We start from the raw sequence: 22494 nt of genomic DNA, 5'->3' as shown, positions 1-22494 counted from the left end.
GAGCGGATCGACGGATGCGCCAGTAGTTTCGGTCAAGCGCTGCGATCGCTGCGCAGGGCACGCACCGCCTCCTCATCGCCGGCCGCGCCGCGCCCGCTGATCCAGCCGAACAGCGCGATGCCGACGATGATGGCCAGCGCGCCGAACAGCGCGTAGCCGTGCGGCCGTGCTTCACCGAGAAACAGCACGCCGAGCAGCGTCGCGAACAGCAACTCGGCCGCCTGCATCGCCTCGACCGCGGCCAACGCGGTCGGCTCGCGCCGCACCATGTCGGTGGCACGGAAGAACAGCACCGTGGCGATGGTGCCCGACGACAATGCCACCCCGCCGGCCAGCAGCGCCTCGCGCAAGGTCGGCGGTCCGATCGTGCACCAGGCGATGACGGCGAACAGGAGCCATAGCGGCCAGCTGCACAAGGTCATGCCGAACACGCGCTGTACGGCGTTGATGTGGCGTCCGCCCGGCTCCATCTGGGCATGCTCCAGGTGCAGCAGCAGCTTGCGGTTGCCCAGTGGATAGGCGAATGCGGACAGCACCACTGCACCGATCGCCAGCCAGTCACTCGCATGCAGCCGACCTTGCGCATGGCCCCACTGTAAGGCGAACACCCCGGCGACGATCAGCGCGCCGATCGCCAGCGTGCGCCACGCCAGTCGACGCCGCTCGTCGCGATAGATCAGCGGCGCCAGCAGCGGCCCGGCCAGCACCGTGGTCTGGAAGCTGCCGGCGATCAGCCACGACGGCCCGCTGTTCGCGGCCCAGGTCAGCGGCACGCCGAACAGCACGAAGCCGACGCTGCTCCACAACAACCACGGCCGCGCATGCCGGCGCAGTTCACGCGGCAGATCACCGAGTCCACCCTGCATGGGCAGCGCCAGGGCCAGCAATGGCAGCGTGAACAGGTAACGCAGGATCACCGCCCACGCCCAGTGCCCACCGCCGGCGACGAGGCTGCGATTGAGCACGTAGGTAAGCGTGAAGAACAGCGCCGAACACAGCGCCAGTCCCACCGCGGCGAGAGCATTCGAACGCATCGCTACCGGTCGGCGAAAGATCCGAGTGTGGCAAATCGCGGCGGGTTTGCGTAGCGCCTGGCTGCTCGACTGGTGGGTTTGAAGCGAGGCGCTTTCACCTTCCGGGCATCTCGCCCTATTTGTGGAAGCGACTTCAGTCGCGATGCTCTTGCTCTTGGTAGTTGGTTTGAAGCAAAGAGCCTACGTTCTCCTACGGAGAGCAAGCCACTCCACGCTGTGAGTTCCTGTAGGAGCCCGCTGGCGGGCGATGCCCTTGCTGTGAGTTCTTGTAGGAGCCCGCTGGCGGGCGATGCCCTTGCTGTGAGTTCTTGTAGGAGCCCGCTGGCGGGCGATGCCCTTGCTCTGGGTGGTTGATTTGAAGCAAAGAGCCTTCGTGCGCCTACGGCGCCCGAGTCACTCTTCTCTTGGACAAGCAAAAGAGAAGTAACTCGCCCTCCGCAGGAGGGTGAAAGCTCCTCGCTTCAAATCAACTGCCAAGCGCAAAGGCATCGCGACTGAAGTCGCTCCCACAGGAGGCCCCAGAGGCCTTGCCTGCTTTTTGTAGGAGCGGCCTCGGCCGCGATGCTGTTGCTGCGGGGCGAAGGCGAAGGGCATCGCCCGCTAGCGGGCTCCTACAAGATGGGGCTAGGCCTGGTCGCCCGCTAGCGGGCTCCTACACGAGACGGGCTAGGCCCGATTGTTGGCGAGTGCGGCGACGCCGGCTGCGGCCACTTGTGCGTCCTGTGTCGACTGCATGCCGGAGACGCCGATCGCGCCGATCACCTCGCCGTCCACGATCAGCGGCAGCCCGCCGTCCAGCGGCAGCAGGTTGTGCATGCCGAGCAGGCGCAGGCCCAGGCTGCCGGAGGCCACGGCGTCCTCGAAGATCTTGCTGGGCCGGCGGAAGTTCACCGCCGTTTCGGCCTTCGCCTGCGCCACCGTCACGCTGGCGTGCTGCGCCTGGTCCAGCGCATGCAGCATCACCAGATGGCCGCCGCTGCCGACCACGGCGATCACCATCGGCCAGCCGTGCGCCTGCGCCTCGGCCTCCGCGGCAGCCATCACGCGGCGTGCCCGGTGCCGCCGGCTAAACCGATGGCATTGCCACAGCATCGCCCGGCGCCAGCGGCAGGCGCAGATCGACGTCCAGTCCACCACCGTCGCGATTCGCGGCCCGCAGCGCGCCGCCGTGTATTTTCACCACCCGCTGCACGATGGCCAGGCCCAAGCCATGGCCGTCGGCGCGCACGGCGTTGCTGCCGCGGAAGAACGGCCGGAACAGCGATTCCAGTTCGGCCTCGGGCACGCCCGGACCGCGGTCGCGGATCGAAACTCCGGTGTATCCCTGGGCAGCGCGTACCAGCACGTCCACCTCGCCGCGTTCGGCGCTGAACTTGATCGCGTTGCCGATCAGGTTGTCCAGCGCGCGCTCCAGCAGCGGCGCGCTGCCGAACACGACGACCGGCGCACCAGGCGAGGTCAGCCGCAGTTGCACATGACGGGCTTGTGCTTCGAGCTCAGCTCGCTCCACGCACCCGCGCACCAGCTCGGCGAGGTCCAGGTTTTCGCGGCTCATGCCGGGAATGCTGCCTTCCAGCCGCGACAGCGCGAGCATCTCGCCGGTCATGCGATCCAGCCGCACGATCTCCAGTTCGGCCTGATGGAAGTACGCATCGGCCTCGGCCGCATCGCGACTGCGCTGGGCGAGGTCGAGTATCAGGTGCAGCCGCGCCAGCGGCGAGCGCAACTCGTGCGACAGATCCTGCAGCACGCCGCGATCGTGCGCGACCAGCGCCTCGATGCGTTCGGCCATCGCATCGAAGTCCCGTGCGAGCTGGGCCAGTTCATCGTTCGCCATGCCGCCTTGCCGACCCACCCGGGCGGAAAGCTCGCCGGCGGCCATGCGTCGCGTGGCACCGCGTAACGCCTCGACAGGCCTGGCCACGCTGCGCGCCACCCACCAGCCGACCAGTCCGATGAACAGCAGCGACAGCGTCAGCTGCACGCCCAGCAGGATCTTCGCCCGGGTCTGCGGACGCAGCCGCGTATGCGTGCGGCTCAGCGCCACCAGGTACCGGACCTGGCCATCGCTGCCGACCACCTGTTGCATGGAAACATACAGGCCTGGCCGGGGCTGCAGCAGGACGTTGCGTCCGGCATCGAACCAGGCCGGCAGCGATTGCCGGACCGACGGCGGCAGCCACACCGGCGACAGCGCCTGCCCTTTTTCGTACAAGGTGGCGTCTATGCCTTCATGCCGCTGCTGCACTATCCAGTTGCCGAGCGCCGGGGCGCCGCCGCTTTCGTAGCTCTGGTTGGCGTCCCGCGCTAGCGCGGTCCAGTTGATCTCCACCGCCGTGGTGTATTCGATGAAGCGCTGCGTGAGGAAGCTGCCCAGAAACAGCACCAGCAGGTTCGCCACGCAGAACCAGATCAGCAGGCGCCAATAGATGGAACTCTTGAACGGATTCACGGCGTCCCCGCAATCATCAGATAGCCGGAACCGCGTACCGACTCGATCCGCGGGGATCGCTCCGACGCTTCCGCCAGCTTGTGGCGCAGGCGGCTCACGTGCACGTCGATGCTGCGGTCGAACCGTTCCAGCTCGCGCCCCAGCGCGATGCGGGTCAGCGACGACTTGTCGACCAGTTCGCCGGCGCGCTGCGCCAGCGCCAGCAGCAGCATGAATTCGGCCCCGGTCAGCACCAGTTCCTGCTCTCCGACGAAAGCCCGGCGGTCGCCGGGCTGCAGGCGCAACACGCCGACCTGCAGGTTGGCGGCGCTGGTCGGCGTGTTGCGCCGCAGTTGCGCGCGCACGCGCGCCAGCAACTCGCGCGGCAGGCACGGCTTGGACAGGTAATCGTCCGCGCCCAGCTCCAGCCCGATCACCCGATCCACCGGCTCGCCTTTCGCGGACAGCATGATCACCGGCAGGCGGTGCTGCATGCGCAGCTCGCGCAGCGTGTCCAGGCCGTCGCGGCCGGGCATCATCACGTCGAGGATCAGCAGGTCGGGACGCGAGGCCGGATTGCGCAGCTGCGTCAACGCCGTTTCGCTGTCGTGCGCGAGATCGACCACGAAACCTTCGCGCTGCAGGTACTCGGCCAGCAGCCCGCACAGCGCGCGGTCGTCGTCGACGATCAGGATACGGGGAGCGGCGGCTGGTTGCATGGCTTCCATTCAAGCGGTGCGGCGGAACGAACTCCACAGGCTTTACGCATCTTTACCTTCCGGCAAAGAACATACACATCGCCTTGTCGTCAAATGAGTTGCAAGTCCCCACCCCAACGACAGAGGTTCCATACCATGCGCAAGAACATCACCCTAGGCCTGATCCTGAGCTCGGCCATGGCTCTCACCACGCTGGCCGTGGCGGCTCCCGCCGGCCAGGCTGACGGCACGCATCAGGGCCGGTTTTCACACCGGCACGGTCACGGCATGGGCTTCGAGAAGCTCGACCTCACCGATGCGCAGCGCGCCAGCATCAAGCAGATCGTGCGCAGCCGTTTCGCGCAGAACAAGACCCAGTGGCAGGCACTGCGCCAGCAGCGAAGCGCGTTCCAGTCGATGACGCCGGATCAGGTGGGCTATCAGGCGGCGGCAGCCAGCCTGGCCCAGGCCGAAGCCGACGCCACCCGGGTACGCGTGCAACAGAGAGCCACCGTGCGTGCGCAGATCTACGCCTTGCTGACCCCGGCGCAGAAAGCGCAATGGGCGTCGATCAAGCAGGAGAAGCAGGCACGCCGGCAGCAGTGGCAGCAGTTCAAGGCGGAGCATCCGGCCGCGTCCTCGACGACGCCACCGGCGCAGTAAGCGGTTCACAATGACCCGCGATAAAGGCTGCGCCAGCATTCGTGCTGGCGCAGCTTCGCATCGGGAAGCCTTTCGGGAACGTCTGAACAAGCTCCTGCTCGTCGCCGAAGTGCTGTGGGAGCGACTTCAGTCGCGATGGCCGCGGCAGCGGCCTGCAGCATCTCGGCGGCTCGATGCACAACCGGGCGGCGCAGCGCATTGTTGCGCCGTCGCGACTGAAGTCGCTCCCACAAAACAAGCCACGGCCGATGTGCGCGTTCTCCGGACCGCTGTGGACTTCGTTCCTTGGCCGATCAGCGCCAGTGGCCACCCACCCAGACATGCCGCGGTGCCCAGTACCCGGGCACCCAGACACCGGCGTGATAACCACGGCGCGGTGCCACCACCACGCAGCCGGTCATGGCGAGACTGCCGCCGATCAGGGCGGCGGCGATGAGACAAGCGGACATGAATCGACGCATGGGGCACTCCTTCGTGGGATGTGCCATGAAAAACGCCGATGCCGGCAGTGTCGATGACCACGGCCGCCAGCCGCGATGGCTGGCGTTCATGTTTTTCGCAACGCGACGTCGGCGTGCGGCCTTGACCGTTCTCCGCTGCCGCCGCGTCGTCAGCGCAGCGGATCCTCGCGGTCACGGCGATGCGACCAGCGGGCGCACGCGCAGGCCATCGGTCAGGCGATCGTCCGGATAGGCGATCACCCGTTCGCCCTGACGCAGCCCCGCCAGGACCTCCGTCGAACCATCGCCCTGCATACCAGGGCTCACTGCGGTCAGGCGTGCGCGACCGCCGTCCACGCGATATACCGCCCAGCGCCGGCCGGCGCGGAACAGCGCACTGGACGGCACTTGCAGCACGTCGGGCCGACGCGCCAACTCGAACTCCACTTCGACACGGTAGCCGTCGCCCAGTTGGGCCCACTGCGCGCGCGGCGCGACGATGTCCAGCCAGACCTGCGTGCGCTGCTCCTCCACACCCAGCGCCGATATCTTGGTGAAGCCGCCCGGCTCGATCCGCGTCACCCGCGCCGGCAGCGCACCTTCGCCGCCCCAGCGCAGAATTCGCGCCGATGAGCCCGGCCGCAGCGCGATCGCCTGTTGCGACAGCGCCTGCACCATCACCTGCAACTGGCCCAGGTCGCCGAACTCCAGCAAGGACTGAGCCGCCTGCACCGGCATGGCGCTCTGCTGGTAACGATGCAGCACCACGCCGTCGATCGGCGCGCGCAATTCGATTTGTTGCCCGCCACTATGGCCCTGTCCCTGCAGCAGCGCAGCCAGCGCCGCGCGCTGCTGCCCGGCGGCGCGCTGTTCGGCCAACGCCGCGGCGGATGCCGCCTGCGCCCGGGCAACGCTCGCTTCTGCAGCGTCGAGTGCGGCCACGCTGACCACGCCCGATGCGCCCAGCGTGCGCATGCGGCCCACGTCACGCGAGGCCAGCCGGGCGTCCGCCTGCGCCGCGGCGAGTCGCTGCTGCGCCGCCTGCATGGACGCCTGTGCGGCCTGCTCCTCGGCCAGCAGCCGCGCCCGGTTGGCCGGATCCAGCAATGCACCCTGCAGTGGCTCGATCGTCGCCACCACCTGCCCGGCCTTGACCGCATCGCCCTGCAGCAGGTCGATCCGCCGCAGCGTGCCGGCGATCGGCGCCGACAGCACCCAGCGTCGCGGCAACTCGGTGCGGCCCTCTTCCTCGAAGCGCTGCACCAGCGGACCGCGCGTGACCTGCGCCACCTCGAGCGTGCGCGGCGCGGCCTGCAGCGCCCACCACACCACGGCCGCGACGGCGACCGCCGCGGCGGCAGCAATAATCCAGTGGCGGCGTTTCATGCTCATCGGGCGGTCCTCATTCACGGGTCTTCAATACGGCGATCAGGTCCAGCCGCGCGATGCGCCGGCGCACCAGCAGCGCGGAGACCACGCTGGCGCCCAGCACCATCAGGCCGGCGAACGCGTAGGTGGCGGTGGTCAGCCGGATCGGTATGCGGAACAGCTCGGACTGGAAGCCCTGCACCATCAGCCAGCACAGCCCCCAGCCAGCGGCGAAGCCGAACGGCAGCGACACCACCACCAGCAGGCCCAGCTGGCCCAGCAGCAGCGCGCTCACCTCGCCCTCGGTCATGCCCAGCACGCGCAGGCTGGCCAGCTCGCGGCCGCGCTCGGACAGGCTGATCCGCGCCGCGTTGTAGACCAGTCCGAAGTTGATCACCCCGCCCAGCAGCGCCGCCACCAGGGTGAACACCAGCAGGCTCTCGCCCATGGTGGCGTAGAAGCTGCGCACCGAGGCCAGCCGCGAACTGATGCCGGCCACCCACGGGCGCCGGTCCAGCCGCGCATAGAGGTCAGGCTCGGCGCCCGGCAGCACACCCAGCAGCACGCCGGAGACCACGTCGCCGTCGCCGAGCAGCCGGTTCAGCGCGTCCAGATCCATGTAGCCCTGCGCCCCGATGGTTTCGTGCACGAAGCCGACGACGCGCACGCGGCGCACGCGGCGATGGCCCTCCAGCGCCTGCACCTCGATCTCGTCGCCGGGCGCGAGCGCCAGCATGCCCTGCAGGTAGTCGGTCAGCAGCACGCCATCGGCGGACGGCGTGATCGGCCGCAGTTGCGCATCCAGCGGCCGGCGCAGGCGCGCGTCCGGCGTCAGCCCCTCGATCGTGGTGCGATAGCTGCGGTGGCCGTGCACCAGCCGAACCGGCGCCATCCGCACCGGCTCGGCCGAGCGCACGCCCGGCAGCGCGGCCAGCTCGAACAGCACCCGCCGCGGCGCCGGTTCGATGAAGCTCACCGCCAGATCGTGGTGCTGCGCGATGCTGAGCTGGGTGTCGACCATGTAGCCGATCGCATCGCCCTGGAAGCGACCCACCATGGTCACCGCGCAGGCCAGCGCCAGCCCCAGCACGGTGAACGCCGCGCGACCGGGACGGCGCTCCAGGTCGCGCAGCGCCATCCGCGCCGGTTGCGACAGCCAGCGCTGCAGGTCCAGCCGCTCGATCACGGTGGGCCCGAAGTGCGCCGGCGCACGCATCGCCTCGGCCGGCGGCAGGCTGGCCGCCGCGCGCAGCGCCATCAACGCGCCGGCGGCCGCGGCCGCCAGGCTCACCGCCACGCCGGTGGCAACCGCCTGGATGCTCAGCTGATAGGCCAGGAACGGAAAGCGGTAGATGCCTTGGTAGACATGCGCCAGCCAGCGCCCCAGCCCTCCGCCCAGCGCGACGCCGAGCGCAGCGCCGAGCAGCGCGATCGCCGCGGCCATGCCCAGGTAATGCAGCGCCAGCGCGCGATGGCTGTAGCCGAACGCCTTGAGCACGCCGATCTGGTCACGCTGGGTGCCGACCAGGCGCATCAGCACCACATGCAGCAGGAACGCGGCCACGCCCAGGAAGATCGCAGGGAACAGCCGCGCCATGGTCTGCAGCTGGCGCATCTCCTCCTCCAGGTAGCGCGCCGAGGTCTGCTCGTGGCGGCCGTAGGCGCCCACGCCGCCGTAGCGCGCCAGCAGGCGGTCGAGTTCGGCGGATCGCCGCAGCGGCACGCGCACCTGGCAGCAGGCGTAGCGTCACGCTGTTGAACGCGCCGTCCATGTTCAGCGCCTTTTCCGTCGCATGACGGTTCATCCATAGCACCGCATAGCGCTTGAAATCGGGAAACATCGCGCCGGGTGGGCTCTGGTAGACGTACTCCGGCGAGGTGCCCACGCCCACCACCTGCAGCCAGCGCTGGCGCCCGCGCAGGGTCAGTCGCAACGTATCGCCGGCGCGCAGCGCCTGCGCAGCCGCAAAGGCCTCGCCCACCACCACCTCGTTGTCGCGCTCCGGGTCGGGCAGCCGCCCGCTGCGCAGTTGCACGCGGTTGAGCAGCGGCTGGCCGCCGTCCAGCGGCAGCGATACCACCTCGGCGCGCACCGGCTCGTTGAAGCCCGGCACGCCCAGCGTGCCCAGCGCCAGCAGCCGGGCCTGTGCAGTCTGCACGCCCGGAATCGCGGCCAGCTGCGGCAACAGTGTGTCGGGCGCGCGCTTGAGCGGGGCCCACAGGTCGGCCAGCGCGCCCTGCCGGTAGAACCGTTCGCGCGTGGCGGTGAGCGATTCGTAGGTGGACTGCGACATCACCAGCGTGGCGACGCCGCCAGCGATCACCAGCGCGATCGCCAGCGCCTGCCCGCGCAGGTGCCACAGGTCGCGCGCCGCCTTGCGGCTCAGCGCGCTCACCAGTGCAGCTCCGCTGCCGGCATGCGCTGCGCATTGCGTTCCTCGCGCACGATGCGGCCGTCGCCCAGGTACAGCACGCGATGAGCCATGCGCGCGATGTCGGCGTTGTGGGTGATCACCACGGTAGTGGTGCCCAGCTCCGCGTTGACCAGCTCCAGCGCCTCCAGCACACCCACGCCGGTGGCCGAATCGAGCGCGCCGGTGGGCTCGTCGCACAGCAGCACGGCGGGCCGCTTGGCGATCGCGCGGGCGATCGCCACCCGCTGCTGCTGGCCACCGGACAGCTGCGCTGGAAAATGATCCATGCGGTCGGCAAGACCCACCCGCGCCAGCGCCTCCTCCGGCGTCATCGGTTGCCCGGCCAGCTCGGTGACGATCGCCACGTTCTCGCGCGCGGTGAGGCTGGGAATGAGATTGTAGAACTGGAACACGAAGCCCACGTGCTCGCGGCGGAACAGTGTGAGCTCGCGCTCGGTGGCGCCGGTGAGGTGGTGCCCCTCGTACCAGACCTCGCCGGCGGTGGGTACATCCAGCCCGCCCAGGATGTTCAGCAGGGTCGACTTGCCGCTGCCCGAGGGCCCCAGCAGCACCACGAACTCGCCGCTGTACAAATCCAGGTTCACCCCACGCAACGCCTGCACCTCGACCTCGCCCATGCGATAGGTCTTGGTGAGGCCGCGGGCGCGAAATACCGGCTCCGCGGCAGGCAATGGCGAGGCCAGGGCCATGCATGCTCCGTTCAAGGCCGCCCGGGGGCGGCAACGGAACTCAAGCTAGCGGTATCCAGGGCCTCGAATAATGATTTCAGACAACTCCAAGCGAGTTGACGGCGTTGCGGTAGTGCATCGCAATACGCTCCTCGTCACGATGGTGAAAATCGCGCACCACCCACTCGCCGCCGCACATCACGTCGCGCACCAGCGGCGTATTGCCGGCAAACAGGAAGCTGTCCAGCATGGAGCCGGTATCCCGCGCCGCCAGCAACGGCGAATTTTCATCCAGCACGATCAGGTCGGCGCGCATGCCGCTGCGCAGTTCGCCGACGGGCAGGCCCGAGGCCTGCGCGCCGCCATGCAACGCGGTGCGCCACAACGTCTCGCCTACGCTGACACCTTGCGCACGCGCTGCGATATTGCGATGGCTGCTGGTCAGGCGCTGGCCGTACTCCAGCCAGCGCAGTTCCTCCACCGGCGAGACCGAGATATGCGAGTCCGAACCGATGCCCAGCGTGCCGCCGGCGTCCTGGTAGTCGGGCAACGGGAACAGGCCATCGCCGAGATTCGCCTCGGTCGTGGGACACAGCCCGGCCACGGCGCCGCTGCGCGCGAGCCGCAAGGCTTCGGCATCGGTGAGATGGGTCGCATGCACCAGGCACCAGCGCGCATCCACGTCGGCATGCTCGAACAACCACTCCACCGGACGCGCGCCGCGCGTGGCGAGGCAGTCCTGCACTTCGCCGATCTGTTCGGCGATATGGATGTGGATCGGGCAGGCCTTCGCCATGTTGCTGGCGAACACTTCACGCATCGCCGCCTCCGGCACGGCACGCAGCGAATGCAGCGCGATGCCGATACGCAGGTTATCGCTCTCGTGCTGGCGCAACGCTTCGAGCAGGCGCAGATAGCTGTCCACGTCATGCCCGAAACGACGCTGTCGCGCGGTGAGCGCGCGGCCGTCGAAGCCGCCGCTGATGTACAGCACCGGCAGCAGGGTCAGCGCGATGCCGGCTTCGCGGGCGGCCTCGATCAATGCCAGCGACATCGCCTCGGGCTGCGCGTACGGCATGCCGTCCGGCTGGTGATGCAGGTAGTGGAACTCGCAAACCTGGGTGTAGCCGGCCTTGAGCATCTCGACGTAGAGCTGGGCGGCGATCGCCTTGAGTTCGTCGGGGCCGATCGCGGCGGCGAACGCGTACATCGTCTCGCGCCAGCTCCAGAAACTGTCGTCGCTGCGCCCCTTGCGCTCGGCCAGCCCCGCCATCGCACGCTGGAATGCATGCGAGTGCAGGTTCGGCATGCCGGGGAGCACCCAGCGGCCGATCGACTCGCCGGCGCCGCCCGTCGCATCGAGCAGCCGGCCGTTCGCCGTCACGTCGAAAGTCGCGTCGGCCTGCCAGCCGTCGGCGCACCACAGCTGGTCGGCCCCGAGGCGGCGGATGGCGGCGCTGTTGCTCATGGGGCGTCTCCGGACAACGATACGTGCAGTGTAACCGGTGGATGAACGCGCCTTCACTTGATGGTCCGGTGGCCTGTGCATAATCGCGCGATGGCCAAGAAACCACACGAAAACGCGCCGAAGCTGCTGCTGCGGCAGGCCGTCCTCGACGACGTGCCGCAACTGGTCGAGCTCACCTCGCGGATCTACACGCCCGAATGGGGCCACTCGGCGGAAATGCTGCGCTCCCAGCAGACGCACTTTCCCGAAGGCCAGTTCGTGGTCGAGTACGAAGGCAGGATCGTCGGCTACTGCGCCACTTTCCGCATCGACGAAGCCACCGCACTGGCGCCGCATACCTGGATGCAGATCACCGGCGGCGGCATGGGCTCGCGCCACAGACCGGACGGCAACTGGCTGTACGGCATGGAAGTGGTGGTGCACCCCGACTACCGTGGCATGCGCATCGGCCAGCGGCTGTACCAGGCGCGCAAGCGGCTGTGCATGGAGCTCAAGCTGCGCGGTATCGTGTTCGGCGGCCGCATCCCGGGGCTCGCAAAGAACCTCGCGCGCTACGGCACTGCCGAGGCGTACGTGCAGACGGTGGTGGAAGGCAAGCGGCGCGACCTCACGCTGAGCTTCCAGTTGTCGAACGACTTCGAGGTGATCGGCCTGCTGCGCGCGTACGTGCCGACCGATCACGAGTCGCTGGGCTACGCCGCCCATCTGGTCTGGCGCAATCCGCAATTGTTGGACCAGCCCGACATGCCGCCGATCACCTCGGCCCGGCTGCTGCCCGACTCGGTGCGGGTGGCTTCGGTGCAATACCAGCAACGGCGAATCACCTCGTTCGACGAATTCGCCACCCAGGTCGAATACTTCACCGACATCGCCGCCGACTACAGCGCCGACTTCGTCACCTTCCCCGAGCTGATCACGCTGCAACTGCTGTCGATCGAGAACACCGAGCTGTCGCCGGTCGAGTCCATCCGCAAGCTGAGCCACTACACGCCGCAGGTCAAGGAGCTGTTCAGCCGGCTGGCGGTGCACTACAACATCAACATCATCGCCGGCACGCATCCGACCGAGCAGGCCAACGGCGACATCCACAACGTCTGCTATGTATGCCTGCGCGACGGCTCGATCCACGAGCGCGAGAAGCTGCATCCCACGCCGAGCGAACGCAACGTGTGGAACATCAGCGGCGGCGACAGTGCCGCGACCGTGCTCACCGACTGCGGCCCGATCGGCGTGATGATCTGCTACGACGCGGAATTTCCCGAAGTGGCGCGCCACCTCACCGACCAGGGCGCGCTGATCCTGTTCGTGCCGTTCTGCACCGACGTGCGCGAGGGCTACCTGCGCGTGCGCTACTGCGCGCAGGCGCGTGCGATCGAGAACCAGTGTTACGTGGTGCTGTCCGGCAATGTCGGCAACCTGCCCGGCGTCAACAATTTTGACATCCAGTACGGCCAGAGCTGCATCCTCACCCCCAGCGATTTCGGTTTCGCCCGCGACGGCATCGCCGCGGACTCCACACCGAACATCGAGACCGTGCTGTTTGCCGACCTGCGGCTGGAGACCCTGGCCCGCGCCCGCAACGCCGGTGCGGTGACCAACCTCAAGGATCGCCGCTTCGATCTGTACGAGACGCGCTGGCGGCCGCGCTGAATCCGCGAAGAGCCGCTTGTGCAGGTGCATGCAGCATGTAGGAGCGACTTCAGTCGCGATGCTCTTGGCTGAAAACAAATAAGAGCATCGCGACTGAAGTCGCTCCTACAATGGAGCAGGAGCATCGCGACTGAAGTCGCTCCTACAATGGAGCAGGAGCATCGCGACTGAAGTCGCTCCCACAGTGTCGCTCCCGCAATGAGGTCTCCGTTCCCACATTTATGTCGGTGACGTCTGCGATAATCGCGCCATGTCCGAGTCATCCGAGCCCCTATCGAAATCACCGAACCCGCGCCTGCAGGCGCTGCTTGGCCATGAGTTCTTCGCTCCGCACCACTGGAAACGTCGGCTGGTACTGTGGGTCGGCGCCGTGCTGGTAGCGCTGGCGGCGATCCTGTTTGCCAAGGCCAGCGTGTGGTCGTATCAGCTGTTCCTGCGCGTCCTCGATCACGGCAGCTGGATACCGCTGATCACCACCCCGATAGTGTTCGGTCTGCTGGCCTGGATCACCGAGGGGCGCTTGCGCGCCACCCGCGGCAGCGGCATTCCGCAGGTGATCGGTACGCTGCATATCGAAGACGCGGGTTTTCGCGCACGCATGCTGTCGCTGCCGATCGCTGCCGGCAAGATGGCATTGACCTTGATCGCCCTCGCTGTCGGCGCGTCGATCGGACGCGAGGGGCCGACGGTGCACGTCGGTGCCGCGCTGTTCTATTCGATCGGCAAACGTTTCGGCTTCGACGATCCCAAGGCCGCCTCGCGCTTCATTCTCGCCGGCGGTGCCGCCGGCATCGCCGCGGCGTTCAACACGCCGCTGGCCGGCGTCATATTCGCAATCGAGGAACTGGCTGGTACCTTCGAGCACCGCTTCAGCGGCCTGCTGCTGACTGCGGTGTTCATCGGCGGCGTGGTTTCCCTGGGCATCATGGGCAATTACTCGTACTTCGGCGAGGTGCAAGCCAGCCTGCCGCTGGGGCACGCGTGGCTTGCCGTACTGCTGACCGGCGTCATCTGCGGGCTGCTCGGTGGCTTGTTCGCACGGCTGATCCTGCTCAGCCGGCACGGCCCGCTGGCCTACGTCGGTCGCCTACGCGCGCATGCGCCGGTGCTGTTCGCCGTGGCTTGCGGCCTGGCACTGGCGCTGCTCGGGCTGTGTTCGCACAACGGCGTCTACGGCACCGGCTACGACCAGGCCCGCGCCATCGTGCAGAACGCGGCCAGCATGCCGGACCAGGGATTCGGCATCGAAAAGCTGCTGGCCAACGTGGTGTCGTACTGGGCCGGCATCCCGGGCGGCATCTTCTCGCCGGCACTCGCGGTCGGCGCCGGCCTGGGCCAGAACATCGCGCACTTCCTGCCCGGTGCGCCCGCCGCCTCAGTGGTATTGCTGGGCATGAGCGCGTACCTGGCCGGCGTCACCGGTGCACCACTGACTTCGGCGGTGATCGCGATGGAGCTGACCGACAATCAGGCCATGGTGATCCCGATCATGGCGGCCTGCCTGCTTGCCCGCGCCGCCGCGTCGCTGTTCTGCCCGACTCCGGTTTACAGGGATTTCGCCGAGCGCATGGTGCAGGACTTTGAACGTCAACAGGCCAGCCGCACCCGTGCGGACGCCCCGGCCGATGAGCCGACCGATCCGGATGAGCTCTCGTTGCCTGGCGGCCGCACCAGTGCATTCGACGAACCCGCCACGCCAGCCGATACCGATCCACCCCATCCGCCATGAACACCGTCACGGAGTCAGCGCAGCCATGAGCGCACCACGCTGGGACCGACTGCTGTTGAACGCCACGCTGGCGACGTTTGCCGGCGACGCGCCGTACGGCCTGATCGGGCACGGCGCCATCGCGCTGCATCACGGCCGCATCGCCTGGATCGGCGGCATGGATGCGTTGCCGGATGCGCCTGCCGCTCTGGCCGATGTCGTCGAGTCGCTCGATGGCGCACTGGTCACTCCTGGACTGATCGACTGCCACACCCATCTGGTGTTCGGCGGCGATCGCGCACAAGAATTCGACCTGCGGCTCAACGGCGCCAGCTACGAGGAGATCGCCCGCGCCGGCGGCGGCATCGTCTCCAGCGTCAGCGCGACCCGCGCGGCCAGCGAGGAACAGCTGTTCGCGCAGTCGCTGCCGCGTGCCCGGGCACTGCTTGCCGATGGCGTGACCACCCTCGAAATCAAGTCCGGTTACGGCCTGGATCTGGACAGCGAGCGCCGCATGCTGCGGGTGGCCCGCCGCCTCGGCCGCGAGCTCGGCATCAGCGTGCGCACCAGTTTTCTTGGGCTGCATGCGCTGCCGCCGGAGTATCGGGACAGGCGCGCCGACTACGTGACGCTGGTCTGCGACAAGATGCTGCCTGCGCTCGCCGCCGAGGGGCTGGTCGACGCGGTCGATGCGTTCTGCGAGAACATCGGTTTCAGCCGCGACGAAACCCGCCGCGTGTTCGAGCGCGCAAGAGAGCTCGGCCTGCCGGTGAAGCTGCATGCGGAGCAGTTGTCCGATCAGGATGGCACCGCGCTGGTCGCCGAATACGGCGGCCTCTCCGCCGATCACCTGGAATACCTCGGCGAATCCGGCGTCCGCGCGATGGCCCGTGCGGGCACCGTCGCCGTGCTGCTGCCCGGCGCGTTCTACGCGCTGCGCGAAACGAAACTGCCGCCGGTCGCCTTGTTGCGCGAACATGGCGTACCCATGGCGGTCGCCACCGACTGCAACCCGGGCACCTCACCGCTGCTGTCGCTGCGGCTGGCTGCCGGCATGGCCTGCACACTGTTCCGATTGACGCCCGAAGAAGCGCTGCTGGGAGTGACCGTCAACGCCGCCCGTGCCCTGGGCCTGACCGATCGCGGCACCCTAGCGATAGGCCAGCGCGCCGACCTGGTGGTGTGGGACGCGCGCGGACCGGCCGACCTGTGTTACTGGATCGGCGGCAGCCTGGCCCGCAAGATCTATGTGGCCGGCGAAGCCGTCTCGCGGCGCAAGCCTTCCAGGCGCTCATCCAGCGCCTCGTAAAATGCCTGCGGCAGGTCCGCCTGCACCGGCACCCGCCACCAGTGCGGCTGGGCGAAACACCGGCATTTGACGGCGTCCTTGTCGGTCATCAGCACCGGCAGGCCATCCGCGAAATCCAGCTCCGCCACCGCGAAGCCGTGATGATCCGCAAAAGAGTGTTCGATCGGCAGGATCCCGGCCGCACGCAGGCTGTCGAAGAATCGCTGCGGGTTGCCGATCGCCGCCACCGCGTGCACGCGCTGGCCACGGAAGCTGGCCAGGGACTGGACTCGCCCGTCGCTCAGCGCGACGACATCGCCACCGCGCAGTTGCATCAGGTACTCGCCGTCTTCGGCGATGCCGCCGTTGCAGACGCGCAGATCCACCTGCCGCAACCGGCTCAACGGCTCGCGCAACGGCCCGGCCGGCAGCAGCCGTTGATTGCCGAAGCGGCGCACGCCGTCGATCACGCAGATTTCCACATCGCGCGCCAGCCGGTAATGCTGCAGTCCGTCGTCGGCGAGCAGCACATGGCAGCCGGCGTCGAGCAGCAATCGCGCCGCAGCAGGTCGATCGCGCCCCACCGCCACCGGCATGCCGCTGGCGTGGATCAGGCAGGGCTCGTCGCCGACCTGCGCGGGGTCAGGCGCATCGCCGAGCAGCAATGGCTCGCGCCGACTGCCGCCGTAGCCGCGGCTGACCACGCCGGGCCGATAGCCGCGTGCGCGCAAGGCGGCCGCTACCGCGATCGTCAACGGCGTCTTGCCGGTGCCGCCCACGCTGAGGTTGCCGATCACGATGACCGGTGCGGGCAGGCGCACGCTGCGCCATATGCCGGCTCGATAAAGCCCGCTGCGCAGACCGATCACGCCCCCGTACAGCGCCGCCAGCGGCCACGTCCACCATGGCGCGCGGCCACCGGCGTACCAGGCTGATTCGAGCGTGTCGATCAGCGCCATGGATGATCCTCAGTCGCCCGACTGCTGGTTGGGGTAATCGTGGAACTGCATGCGGTGCAGCGCGGCATAGTGGCCGCCCAGCGCCAGCAGTTCGGCATGCGTGCCGCGTTCGACGATGCGGCCCTGATCCATCACGGCGATCTGCTGCGCGCCTTCGATGGTGGACAGGCGGTGCGCGATGACCAGCGTGGTGCGGTCCTTCATGAGGCGTTGCAGCGCCTGCTGGATCAACCGCTCGGACTCGGTATCCAGCGCGCTGGTGGCCTCGTCCAGCACCAGGATCGGCGCGTTCTTGAGGATGGCGCGGGCAATCGCGATGCGTTGGCGTTGGCCGCCGGACAATGTATTGCCGGCCTGCCCGATCTGGGTGTGTATCCCTTGCGGCATGCGCGCGATGAATTCCATCGCGTTGGCGGCCTCGGCGGCGGCGATGATGTCCGCCTCCCTGGCGCCGGCCAGTTCGCCGTAGGCGATATTGTCGGCCACGGTGCCGTCGAACAGCACCACGCTTTGCCCCACCCAGCCGATCTGCCGGCGCAGCGAGGCCAGCGTATAAGCCTCGTAGTTCTCGCCGTCCAGCATGATCTGCCCCTCGCTGGGCGCGTAGAAGCGCGGCAACAGACTGACCAGGCTGCTCTTGCCGCTGCCGGAGCGGCCGACCAGCGCGGTCACCGTCCCCGGCGCGCAATGCAGGTCGACGCCGCGCAGGGCTTCGGCCTCGCTGCGCGGATAGACCAGCCGGATGCCGTGCATCGACAGCTCGCCGCGGGTGCGATCGAGCACCAGCGTGCCGTTATCCGGCTCCGGCGGAAGGTCGATGATCTCGAACAAGTCCTCGGCCGCGGACAGGCCGCGCTGGACATTCGCCTGCACGTTGGCAAGCCGCCGCAACGACGGCAGCATCGTGCCCATCGCGGTCAGGACGGCGAAGAACACACCCGGCGAAATTTCGTTCAGCACAGCGGGTCGCGTACCGAGAAACACCAGCAGGGCCAGCGCAAGGGCCGCCACCAGTTGAATGGTGGAGCTCGATGCCGCATTGGTTGCCGCGATCTTCACATTGAGACCGCGAGTGCGCCGAGTGACCTCATCAAAGCGTTTGCTCTCATGCGCCTGGCCACCATAGATGCGCACCTCGCGATGCGCACCGACCGATTCCTCTACCGTGCCGGTCACCGAGCCCATCGACCCCTGAATCCGGCGGCTGATCTGCCGGTAGCGCCGACTCACCACGGCGGCGATGAGCGCGATCGCCGGCACCATCACGAGCAACGCCAGCGTAAGGTAAGCGCTGTTGTGCAGCATCACCCAGAACATGGCGAGGATGGTAAAGCTGTCGGTCACCGCGCTCTTTATCGCATCGGTCGCAGCCGATGCCACCTGCTCGCTGGTATAGGTGATGCGGGAGATCTGCTGTCCCGACGGCTCGGCGCCGAAAAACGCCGCCGGTAGCCTCAGGTAGGCATCGAAGACATCCTGCTGGATCGCCTGCACCACATGCCGGCCCATGTACGAGATGCCGTAACTGCTGGCGTAGGTGCCGCAGGAGCGCACAAAAAAGATGCCGATGATCCAGATCGGCATCCAGAAAATCAGATACGGATCTTTCTTCGTGAACAGGTTGTCGATCATCGGCTGCAGCAGCTGGGTGAAGAGCGCCATGCCACCACCGTCCAGCAACATGCCCACCAGCGAGATCAGACCCACCAGCCAGTAGCGCCGGGTATAGCCGAGCAGTCGCTTGTAGATCCGCCAGGACTCTACGTCCCAGATCGTGACCTTCTTGTTCGCATCGCTCACTGTGCGGCGCCCGGCTTGCTCGGAGTCGTGGCGATGGACAGCTTGGTGAAACCGAGCTGGCCGAGCGCGTCCATCGCGGTGACCACGTCCTGGTGCGGCGTCATCGCATCGGCGCGGATCGTGACCTGCCGATCGCGGTCGGTGCCGGCGTTGCGCGCGATGGTCTGCTTGAGCGGCTCGATGCCCTCGCCCAGCACCTCGTCGCTGCCCACATAGAAGCGACCATCGCGGTCGATCATGATGGTCAGCGCCGGGGCGTTCATGTCGCGGTCCTGTGCGCTGGCCTGCGGCAAGGTCACCTGCAGGCGCGAATGCTGCACGAACGTGCTGGTCAGCACGAAGAACATCAACAGGGTCAGCAGCACGTCGATCAACGGAATCACGTTGATCTCGAAATCGTCCTGGCGGCGGTCGTTACCGATGCGCATCGGTGCGCTCAGCCCGGATCCGGCGTGGCGGACGTCGGCATGCGCCGCGGCCGCAGTGGTGCCGCCGCGGCGGGCGCCAGGGTCAGGTCGTCAAGCAAGGCGGTGGCCTGCTTTTCCATCTCCACGCAATAGCCGGCCACGCGCGAACGGAAATAACGGTGCAGCACATACGCGGGGATCGCCACGGTCAGGCCCGACGCGGTGCAGATCAGCGCCTCGCCGATGCCGCCGGCCATCTTGGCCGGATCGCCGATGCCGCCGGCCATCACTTCCATGAACATGCGGATCAGGCCGATCACGGTGCCGAACAAGCCCAGCAACGGACCGATCAGCGCGATCGTGCCCAGCGTGTTGAGATAGCGCTCCATCCGGTGGATGACGTGCCGGCCGGTGTCCTCGATGCGCTCTTTGATCAAGTCGCGCGGCTGGTTGCGCACGGCCAGGGCGGCGGCCAGCAACTCGCCCAGCGGCGAACCATTCGACAGCGTGTCGAGATGGCCCGGGTCGAGCTGGCCGGAACGCGCCCACTGGCGCACCTCGTCACCCAGACCCGACGGCAACACCGACTTGCGGCGCAAGGTCCAGCAACGCTCCAGCACGATCGCCAGGGCAATCGCCGAACAGATCAGGATGGGCACCATCGCCCAGCCGCCAGCCATCAGAATTTCCAGCACTTTTCGACCCACCGCACTGCCTGACAAGGAGCGCGCATGATAGCAGTCTCGCCCCGCCGTACTGCGGCAGGCGTGGCATTCCCCGCCTCACTCGCGCCAGTAGCGCGTCTGCCGCCGGCGCCAACCCTGCTGCCGCCGCGGCGCGGCATCCGCGGGGAAATCCAGCGGGATCGCGCCCTGCTCGGCGGTATTGAACAGCGGCACATGGGCCTCGGCATAGCGCGCCAGCACCTCCGGCCTGGGGTGCCCGAAGCGGTTGCGCCAGCCTGCAGACACCAGCGCCAGCGGCGGTTGCAACGCCTTGATGAAGGCCGTGCTGGACGAGGTCTTGCCGCCGTGATGCGGCACCAGCAACACCGGCGCCGGTCCCGCATCGAGCGCGGCGGCCACCTGCGGCTCCACTTTCGACGTGATGTCGCCGGTCAGCAGAAGACGCCCGCCGCGACCCTCGACCAGCAGCACGCAGGAGCTGTCGTTGTCCCGATCGCCTGCGCCGTACGCAGGGCTCAGCATGCGAAAGCGCACTCCGTTCCACTGCCACGATTGCCCGGCCGCGCACTGGCGCATCGGCAACGGCATTCGCGCTGGCTCGCCCGCATAGCGCAGCGCCTGCGGGAAAGCCGCCGCCACCGCCTCCGCGCCGCCGGCATGATCGTTGTCGCCATGGCTGGCGATCAACATGTCCAGCCGGCTGATGCCCAGCGCATGGATCGACGGCAGCGCCACCGCCTCGCCCAGATCGAAACCCGACGGATAGCGCGCGCCGGTGTCGTACAGCAGCGCATGGTCGCGGGTGCGCAGCAGCACCGACAAGCCCTGCCCCACGTCCAGCACCCACGCCTGGAAGGCGCCTTCGGCGGGCACCTGGCGTGGCGGCCACAACAACGGCAGGAACAGCAGCAGGCCCAGCCAGCGCAACGGCACGCCACGCGGCAGGAACAGCCACAGCGCGCCGGGCAAGGCCAGCAGCAGCGCATGCGGCTGCACCGTCGGCAGGTACCAGTGCGCGCCGGGCCACGTTGCCATCCGGGCCAGCAGCCACCAATGCGCATGCGCCAGCTGCGCGGCCAGCCACAGCACCGGCGTCGCCAGCGGCGGGCACAACCCCAGCAGCAGCGTGCCGAACAAGGCGCACGGCACGATCAGGAAGCTGACCAGCGGCACCGCGATCAGGTTGGACAATGCGCCCACCAGCGAAGCCTGACCGAAAAACCACAAGGTCAGCGGCAGCAGCGCCACCGTCATCACCAGCTGTCCGGCCGACAGCTCATGCACGAATGCGCGCCAGCCGCGTCCGCGCGCCTGCAGGCACAGCATCAGGAACAACACCCCGACGAACGACAGCCAGAAACCGGCCGCCAGCACCGCCAGCGGGTCGAACAACAGGATCGCGATCAGCGCCAGCGCCAGCGATTGCGCGCCGCTGCTGCCGCGCCGACTGCAGCGCGCCAGCGCCACCACGGCGATCATCAGCAGCGTGCGCACCGTGGGCAGGCCGAAACCGGCCAGCGCGCTGTAGATGCCGGCGACCGCCAAGGCGGCCGCCGCCTGTGCCTGCGCGCGCGGCAGCCTCAAACCCAGCCGCGGCCACAACGCGTAAGCCAGCAGCGCCAGCCAGGCTCCGAACACCGCGGCCACGCCCACGTGGAAACCGGAAATCGCGATCAGGTGCGACACGCCGTTCGCGCGCGCCACCTCCCAATCCTGTGGCGTCAGCCCGCGTGTGTCGCCGACCGAAAAAGCCTGCAACAACGCCGCGTCGTGCGGATCATGCACGCGCGCCGCAATGCCGCGGGCGATCGCGTCGCGCACGCCATCGACGCACCAGCGTGGGCTGGCCAGCGGGGTATTGTCGGGATCGTCGCGCACATAGCCGGCAGCGACGATGCCGCGCTCCAGTGCCGAGCGCTCGCTGTCGGCCACGCCCGGATTGAGCAGGCCGCGCGGCCGTTTCAGCCGCAGCAGCAGCTGCCAGCGGGAACACGGCCGCAGCGCCGGTGCATCGTCATACCAGGACACCGTCACCCGGCCGTGCAGCGCGACCGGATGGCCGTCCAGCGTGGCCTGTTCCACCCGCAACATGAAACGGCTGGCGTCGCTGCCGGCCTGCGGCAGGTCGATGATGCGGCCGATCACCGCGATGTCCTGGCCTTCCAGCGCACGCGGCAACCGCGCCTTCATTGCCGCGGCGCCGTGCCACGCCGCCCAGGCCATGCCGAACAGCAGGCATGCCGGCCAACGCCAGCGCGGCCTTCGCCACGCCAGCAGCAACGCCGCGCACAGCAGCAGACCGAGACACCCGCGCGGAGGCAGCTGCGGCAACCACTGCACCAGCAGTACGCCGATCAGCAAGACCCATGCCGTCGCGATCGCCGCGGGCATTGTCGTCACTCGCACCACGTCGCACGCCCTGTTCCGTCCTGGAAGGGATCGAGCCTAGCGCGGCCAGTACGACGGCGTGGATGAAAGATGTGTAGGTGCGCGCCGGCACACCCACCCCGGAATCCCGCTGTTGCTCCCTTCTGTGGAACGTCTGAACGAGCTTCCGCTCGTCGCCGGGATCATCGTTTGCCTGTGGGAGCGACTTCGGTCGCGATGGCCGCGGCAACGGCCTGCAGTATCTCGGCGTTGCAACGGCTCGATGCGCAGCCGGGCGGCGCAGCGCACTGCTACGCAAGTCGCGACTGAAGTCGCTTCCACAAAACAGGCCGCGACCGGTGTGCGCCCTTCTGCGGACCGTTGCGGGCTTCGTTCCTTTGGGATGGCCTGAATAAGTCCGAAT

The 22494-nt window shown here is 68.1% G+C and carries 19 protein-coding genes; 4 read left to right on the top strand and 15 right to left on the bottom strand.

Going from position 1 to position 22494, the window contains the following annotated elements:
• Positions 1-32: 32 nt before the first annotated feature.
• From ACFPPB_RS02720 to ACFPPB_RS02705, 4 genes are all read right to left on the bottom strand, one after another.
• Positions 33-1034: a multidrug resistance efflux transporter family protein gene (locus ACFPPB_RS02720; protein ID WP_377324157.1), complete on the bottom strand. Its 1002-nt coding sequence runs from the start codon at positions 1032-1034 to the stop codon at positions 33-35.
• 666 nt (positions 1035-1700) lie between these two features.
• A complete protein-coding gene (locus tag ACFPPB_RS02715; protein WP_377324156.1) occupies positions 1701-2126 on the bottom strand; it encodes a GlcG/HbpS family heme-binding protein in 426 nt (141 codons plus the stop codon).
• Positions 2101-3486 carry a sensor histidine kinase gene (locus ACFPPB_RS02710; RefSeq protein WP_377324154.1) on the bottom strand — a complete coding sequence of 462 codons (1386 nt, stop codon included), beginning with the start codon at positions 3484-3486 and terminating at the stop codon, positions 2101-2103. The genes ACFPPB_RS02715 and ACFPPB_RS02710 overlap by 26 nt, the downstream gene beginning before the upstream one ends.
• Positions 3483-4184, bottom strand: coding sequence for a response regulator (locus tag ACFPPB_RS02705; RefSeq protein WP_377324152.1), 702 nt, complete (start codon positions 4182-4184; stop codon positions 3483-3485). The genes ACFPPB_RS02710 and ACFPPB_RS02705 overlap by 4 nt, the downstream gene beginning before the upstream one ends.
• A gap of 135 nt (positions 4185-4319) precedes the next feature.
• Between ACFPPB_RS02705 and ACFPPB_RS02700 the strand changes: the two genes are divergently transcribed.
• Positions 4320-4826, top strand: a complete 507-nt coding sequence (locus tag ACFPPB_RS02700) for a Spy/CpxP family protein refolding chaperone (RefSeq protein ID WP_377324150.1) — start codon at positions 4320-4322, stop codon at positions 4824-4826.
• A gap of 293 nt (positions 4827-5119) precedes the next feature.
• Here the strand turns inward: ACFPPB_RS02700 and ACFPPB_RS02695 are convergent, their stop codons facing one another.
• The 6 genes from ACFPPB_RS02695 to ACFPPB_RS02670 all read right to left on the bottom strand — a co-directional run bounded on the left by ACFPPB_RS02695 (position 5120) and on the right by ACFPPB_RS02670 (position 11205).
• On the bottom strand, positions 5120-5287 hold the full coding sequence (locus ACFPPB_RS02695) for a hypothetical protein (RefSeq protein ID WP_377324149.1): 168 nt from the start codon (positions 5285-5287) through the stop codon (positions 5120-5122).
• Positions 5288-5458: 171 nt separating this feature from the next.
• Complete coding sequence (locus tag ACFPPB_RS02690; RefSeq protein ID WP_377324147.1) at positions 5459-6658, bottom strand: efflux RND transporter periplasmic adaptor subunit; 1200 nt, start codon at positions 6656-6658, stop codon at positions 5459-5461.
• A gap of 10 nt (positions 6659-6668) precedes the next feature.
• Positions 6669-8168: an ABC transporter permease gene (locus ACFPPB_RS02685; protein ID WP_377324488.1), complete on the bottom strand. Its 1500-nt coding sequence runs from the start codon at positions 8166-8168 to the stop codon at positions 6669-6671.
• Positions 8143-9030, bottom strand: coding sequence for an ABC transporter permease (locus ACFPPB_RS02680; protein WP_377324145.1), 888 nt, complete (start codon positions 9028-9030; stop codon positions 8143-8145). The genes ACFPPB_RS02685 and ACFPPB_RS02680 overlap by 26 nt, the downstream gene beginning before the upstream one ends.
• On the bottom strand, positions 9027-9758 hold the full coding sequence (locus ACFPPB_RS02675) for an ABC transporter ATP-binding protein (protein WP_377324143.1): 732 nt from the start codon (positions 9756-9758) through the stop codon (positions 9027-9029). Before ACFPPB_RS02675 ends, ACFPPB_RS02680 begins: the two co-directional genes overlap by 4 nt.
• A 76-nt stretch (positions 9759-9834) precedes the next feature.
• The gene (locus ACFPPB_RS02670) at positions 9835-11205 is read right to left on the bottom strand and encodes a formimidoylglutamate deiminase (RefSeq protein WP_377324141.1); all 1371 of its coding nucleotides are present in this window, start codon (positions 11203-11205) and stop codon (positions 9835-9837) included.
• A gap of 90 nt (positions 11206-11295) precedes the next feature.
• Here ACFPPB_RS02670 and ACFPPB_RS02665 point away from each other — a divergent pair, with 90 nt between their 5' ends.
• The 3 genes from ACFPPB_RS02665 to hutI all read left to right on the top strand — a co-directional run bounded on the left by ACFPPB_RS02665 (position 11296) and on the right by hutI (position 15872).
• Positions 11296-12855: a GNAT family N-acetyltransferase gene (locus ACFPPB_RS02665; protein WP_377324139.1), complete on the top strand. Its 1560-nt coding sequence runs from the start codon at positions 11296-11298 to the stop codon at positions 12853-12855.
• 250 nt (positions 12856-13105) lie between these two features.
• Complete coding sequence (locus tag ACFPPB_RS02660; RefSeq protein ID WP_377324137.1) at positions 13106-14584, top strand: chloride channel protein; 1479 nt, start codon at positions 13106-13108, stop codon at positions 14582-14584.
• A 25-nt stretch (positions 14585-14609) separates the two neighbouring features.
• Positions 14610-15872, top strand: coding sequence for an imidazolonepropionase (gene hutI / locus ACFPPB_RS02655; protein ID WP_377324135.1), 1263 nt, complete (start codon positions 14610-14612; stop codon positions 15870-15872).
• Here the strand turns inward: hutI and lpxK are convergent.
• From lpxK to ACFPPB_RS02630, 5 genes are all read right to left on the bottom strand, one after another.
• Complete coding sequence (gene lpxK / locus ACFPPB_RS02650; RefSeq protein ID WP_377324133.1) at positions 15809-16810, bottom strand: tetraacyldisaccharide 4'-kinase; 1002 nt, start codon at positions 16808-16810, stop codon at positions 15809-15811. The two genes, hutI and lpxK, sit on opposite strands and share 64 nt — an antisense overlap.
• 9 nt (positions 16811-16819) lie before the next feature.
• Positions 16820-18610 carry a lipid A export permease/ATP-binding protein MsbA gene (gene msbA / locus ACFPPB_RS02645; RefSeq protein ID WP_377324131.1) on the bottom strand — a complete coding sequence of 597 codons (1791 nt, stop codon included), beginning with the start codon at positions 18608-18610 and terminating at the stop codon, positions 16820-16822.
• Complete coding sequence (locus ACFPPB_RS02640) at positions 18607-19038, bottom strand: ExbD/TolR family protein (protein ID WP_377324129.1); 432 nt, start codon at positions 19036-19038, stop codon at positions 18607-18609. The genes msbA and ACFPPB_RS02640 overlap by 4 nt, the downstream gene beginning before the upstream one ends.
• Before the next feature lie 8 nt (positions 19039-19046).
• Positions 19047-19712 (bottom strand): MotA/TolQ/ExbB proton channel family protein, encoded by a 666-nt coding sequence (locus ACFPPB_RS02635; protein ID WP_377324127.1) that lies wholly within the window; start codon positions 19710-19712, stop codon positions 19047-19049.
• An 87-nt stretch (positions 19713-19799) separates the two neighbouring features.
• On the bottom strand, positions 19800-22094 hold the full coding sequence (locus ACFPPB_RS02630; protein ID WP_377324486.1) for a DNA internalization-related competence protein ComEC/Rec2: 2295 nt from the start codon (positions 22092-22094) through the stop codon (positions 19800-19802).
• Positions 22095-22494: the final 400 nt, after the last annotated feature.

Origin of the sequence: Rhodanobacter terrae, from assembly GCF_042657005.1 — a bacterium.
GTDB lineage: Bacteria > Pseudomonadota > Gammaproteobacteria > Xanthomonadales > Rhodanobacteraceae > Rhodanobacter > Rhodanobacter terrae.
Note: the sequence above shows the minus strand (reverse complement) of the source record. Positions and strands in the feature narration are given on the sequence as shown.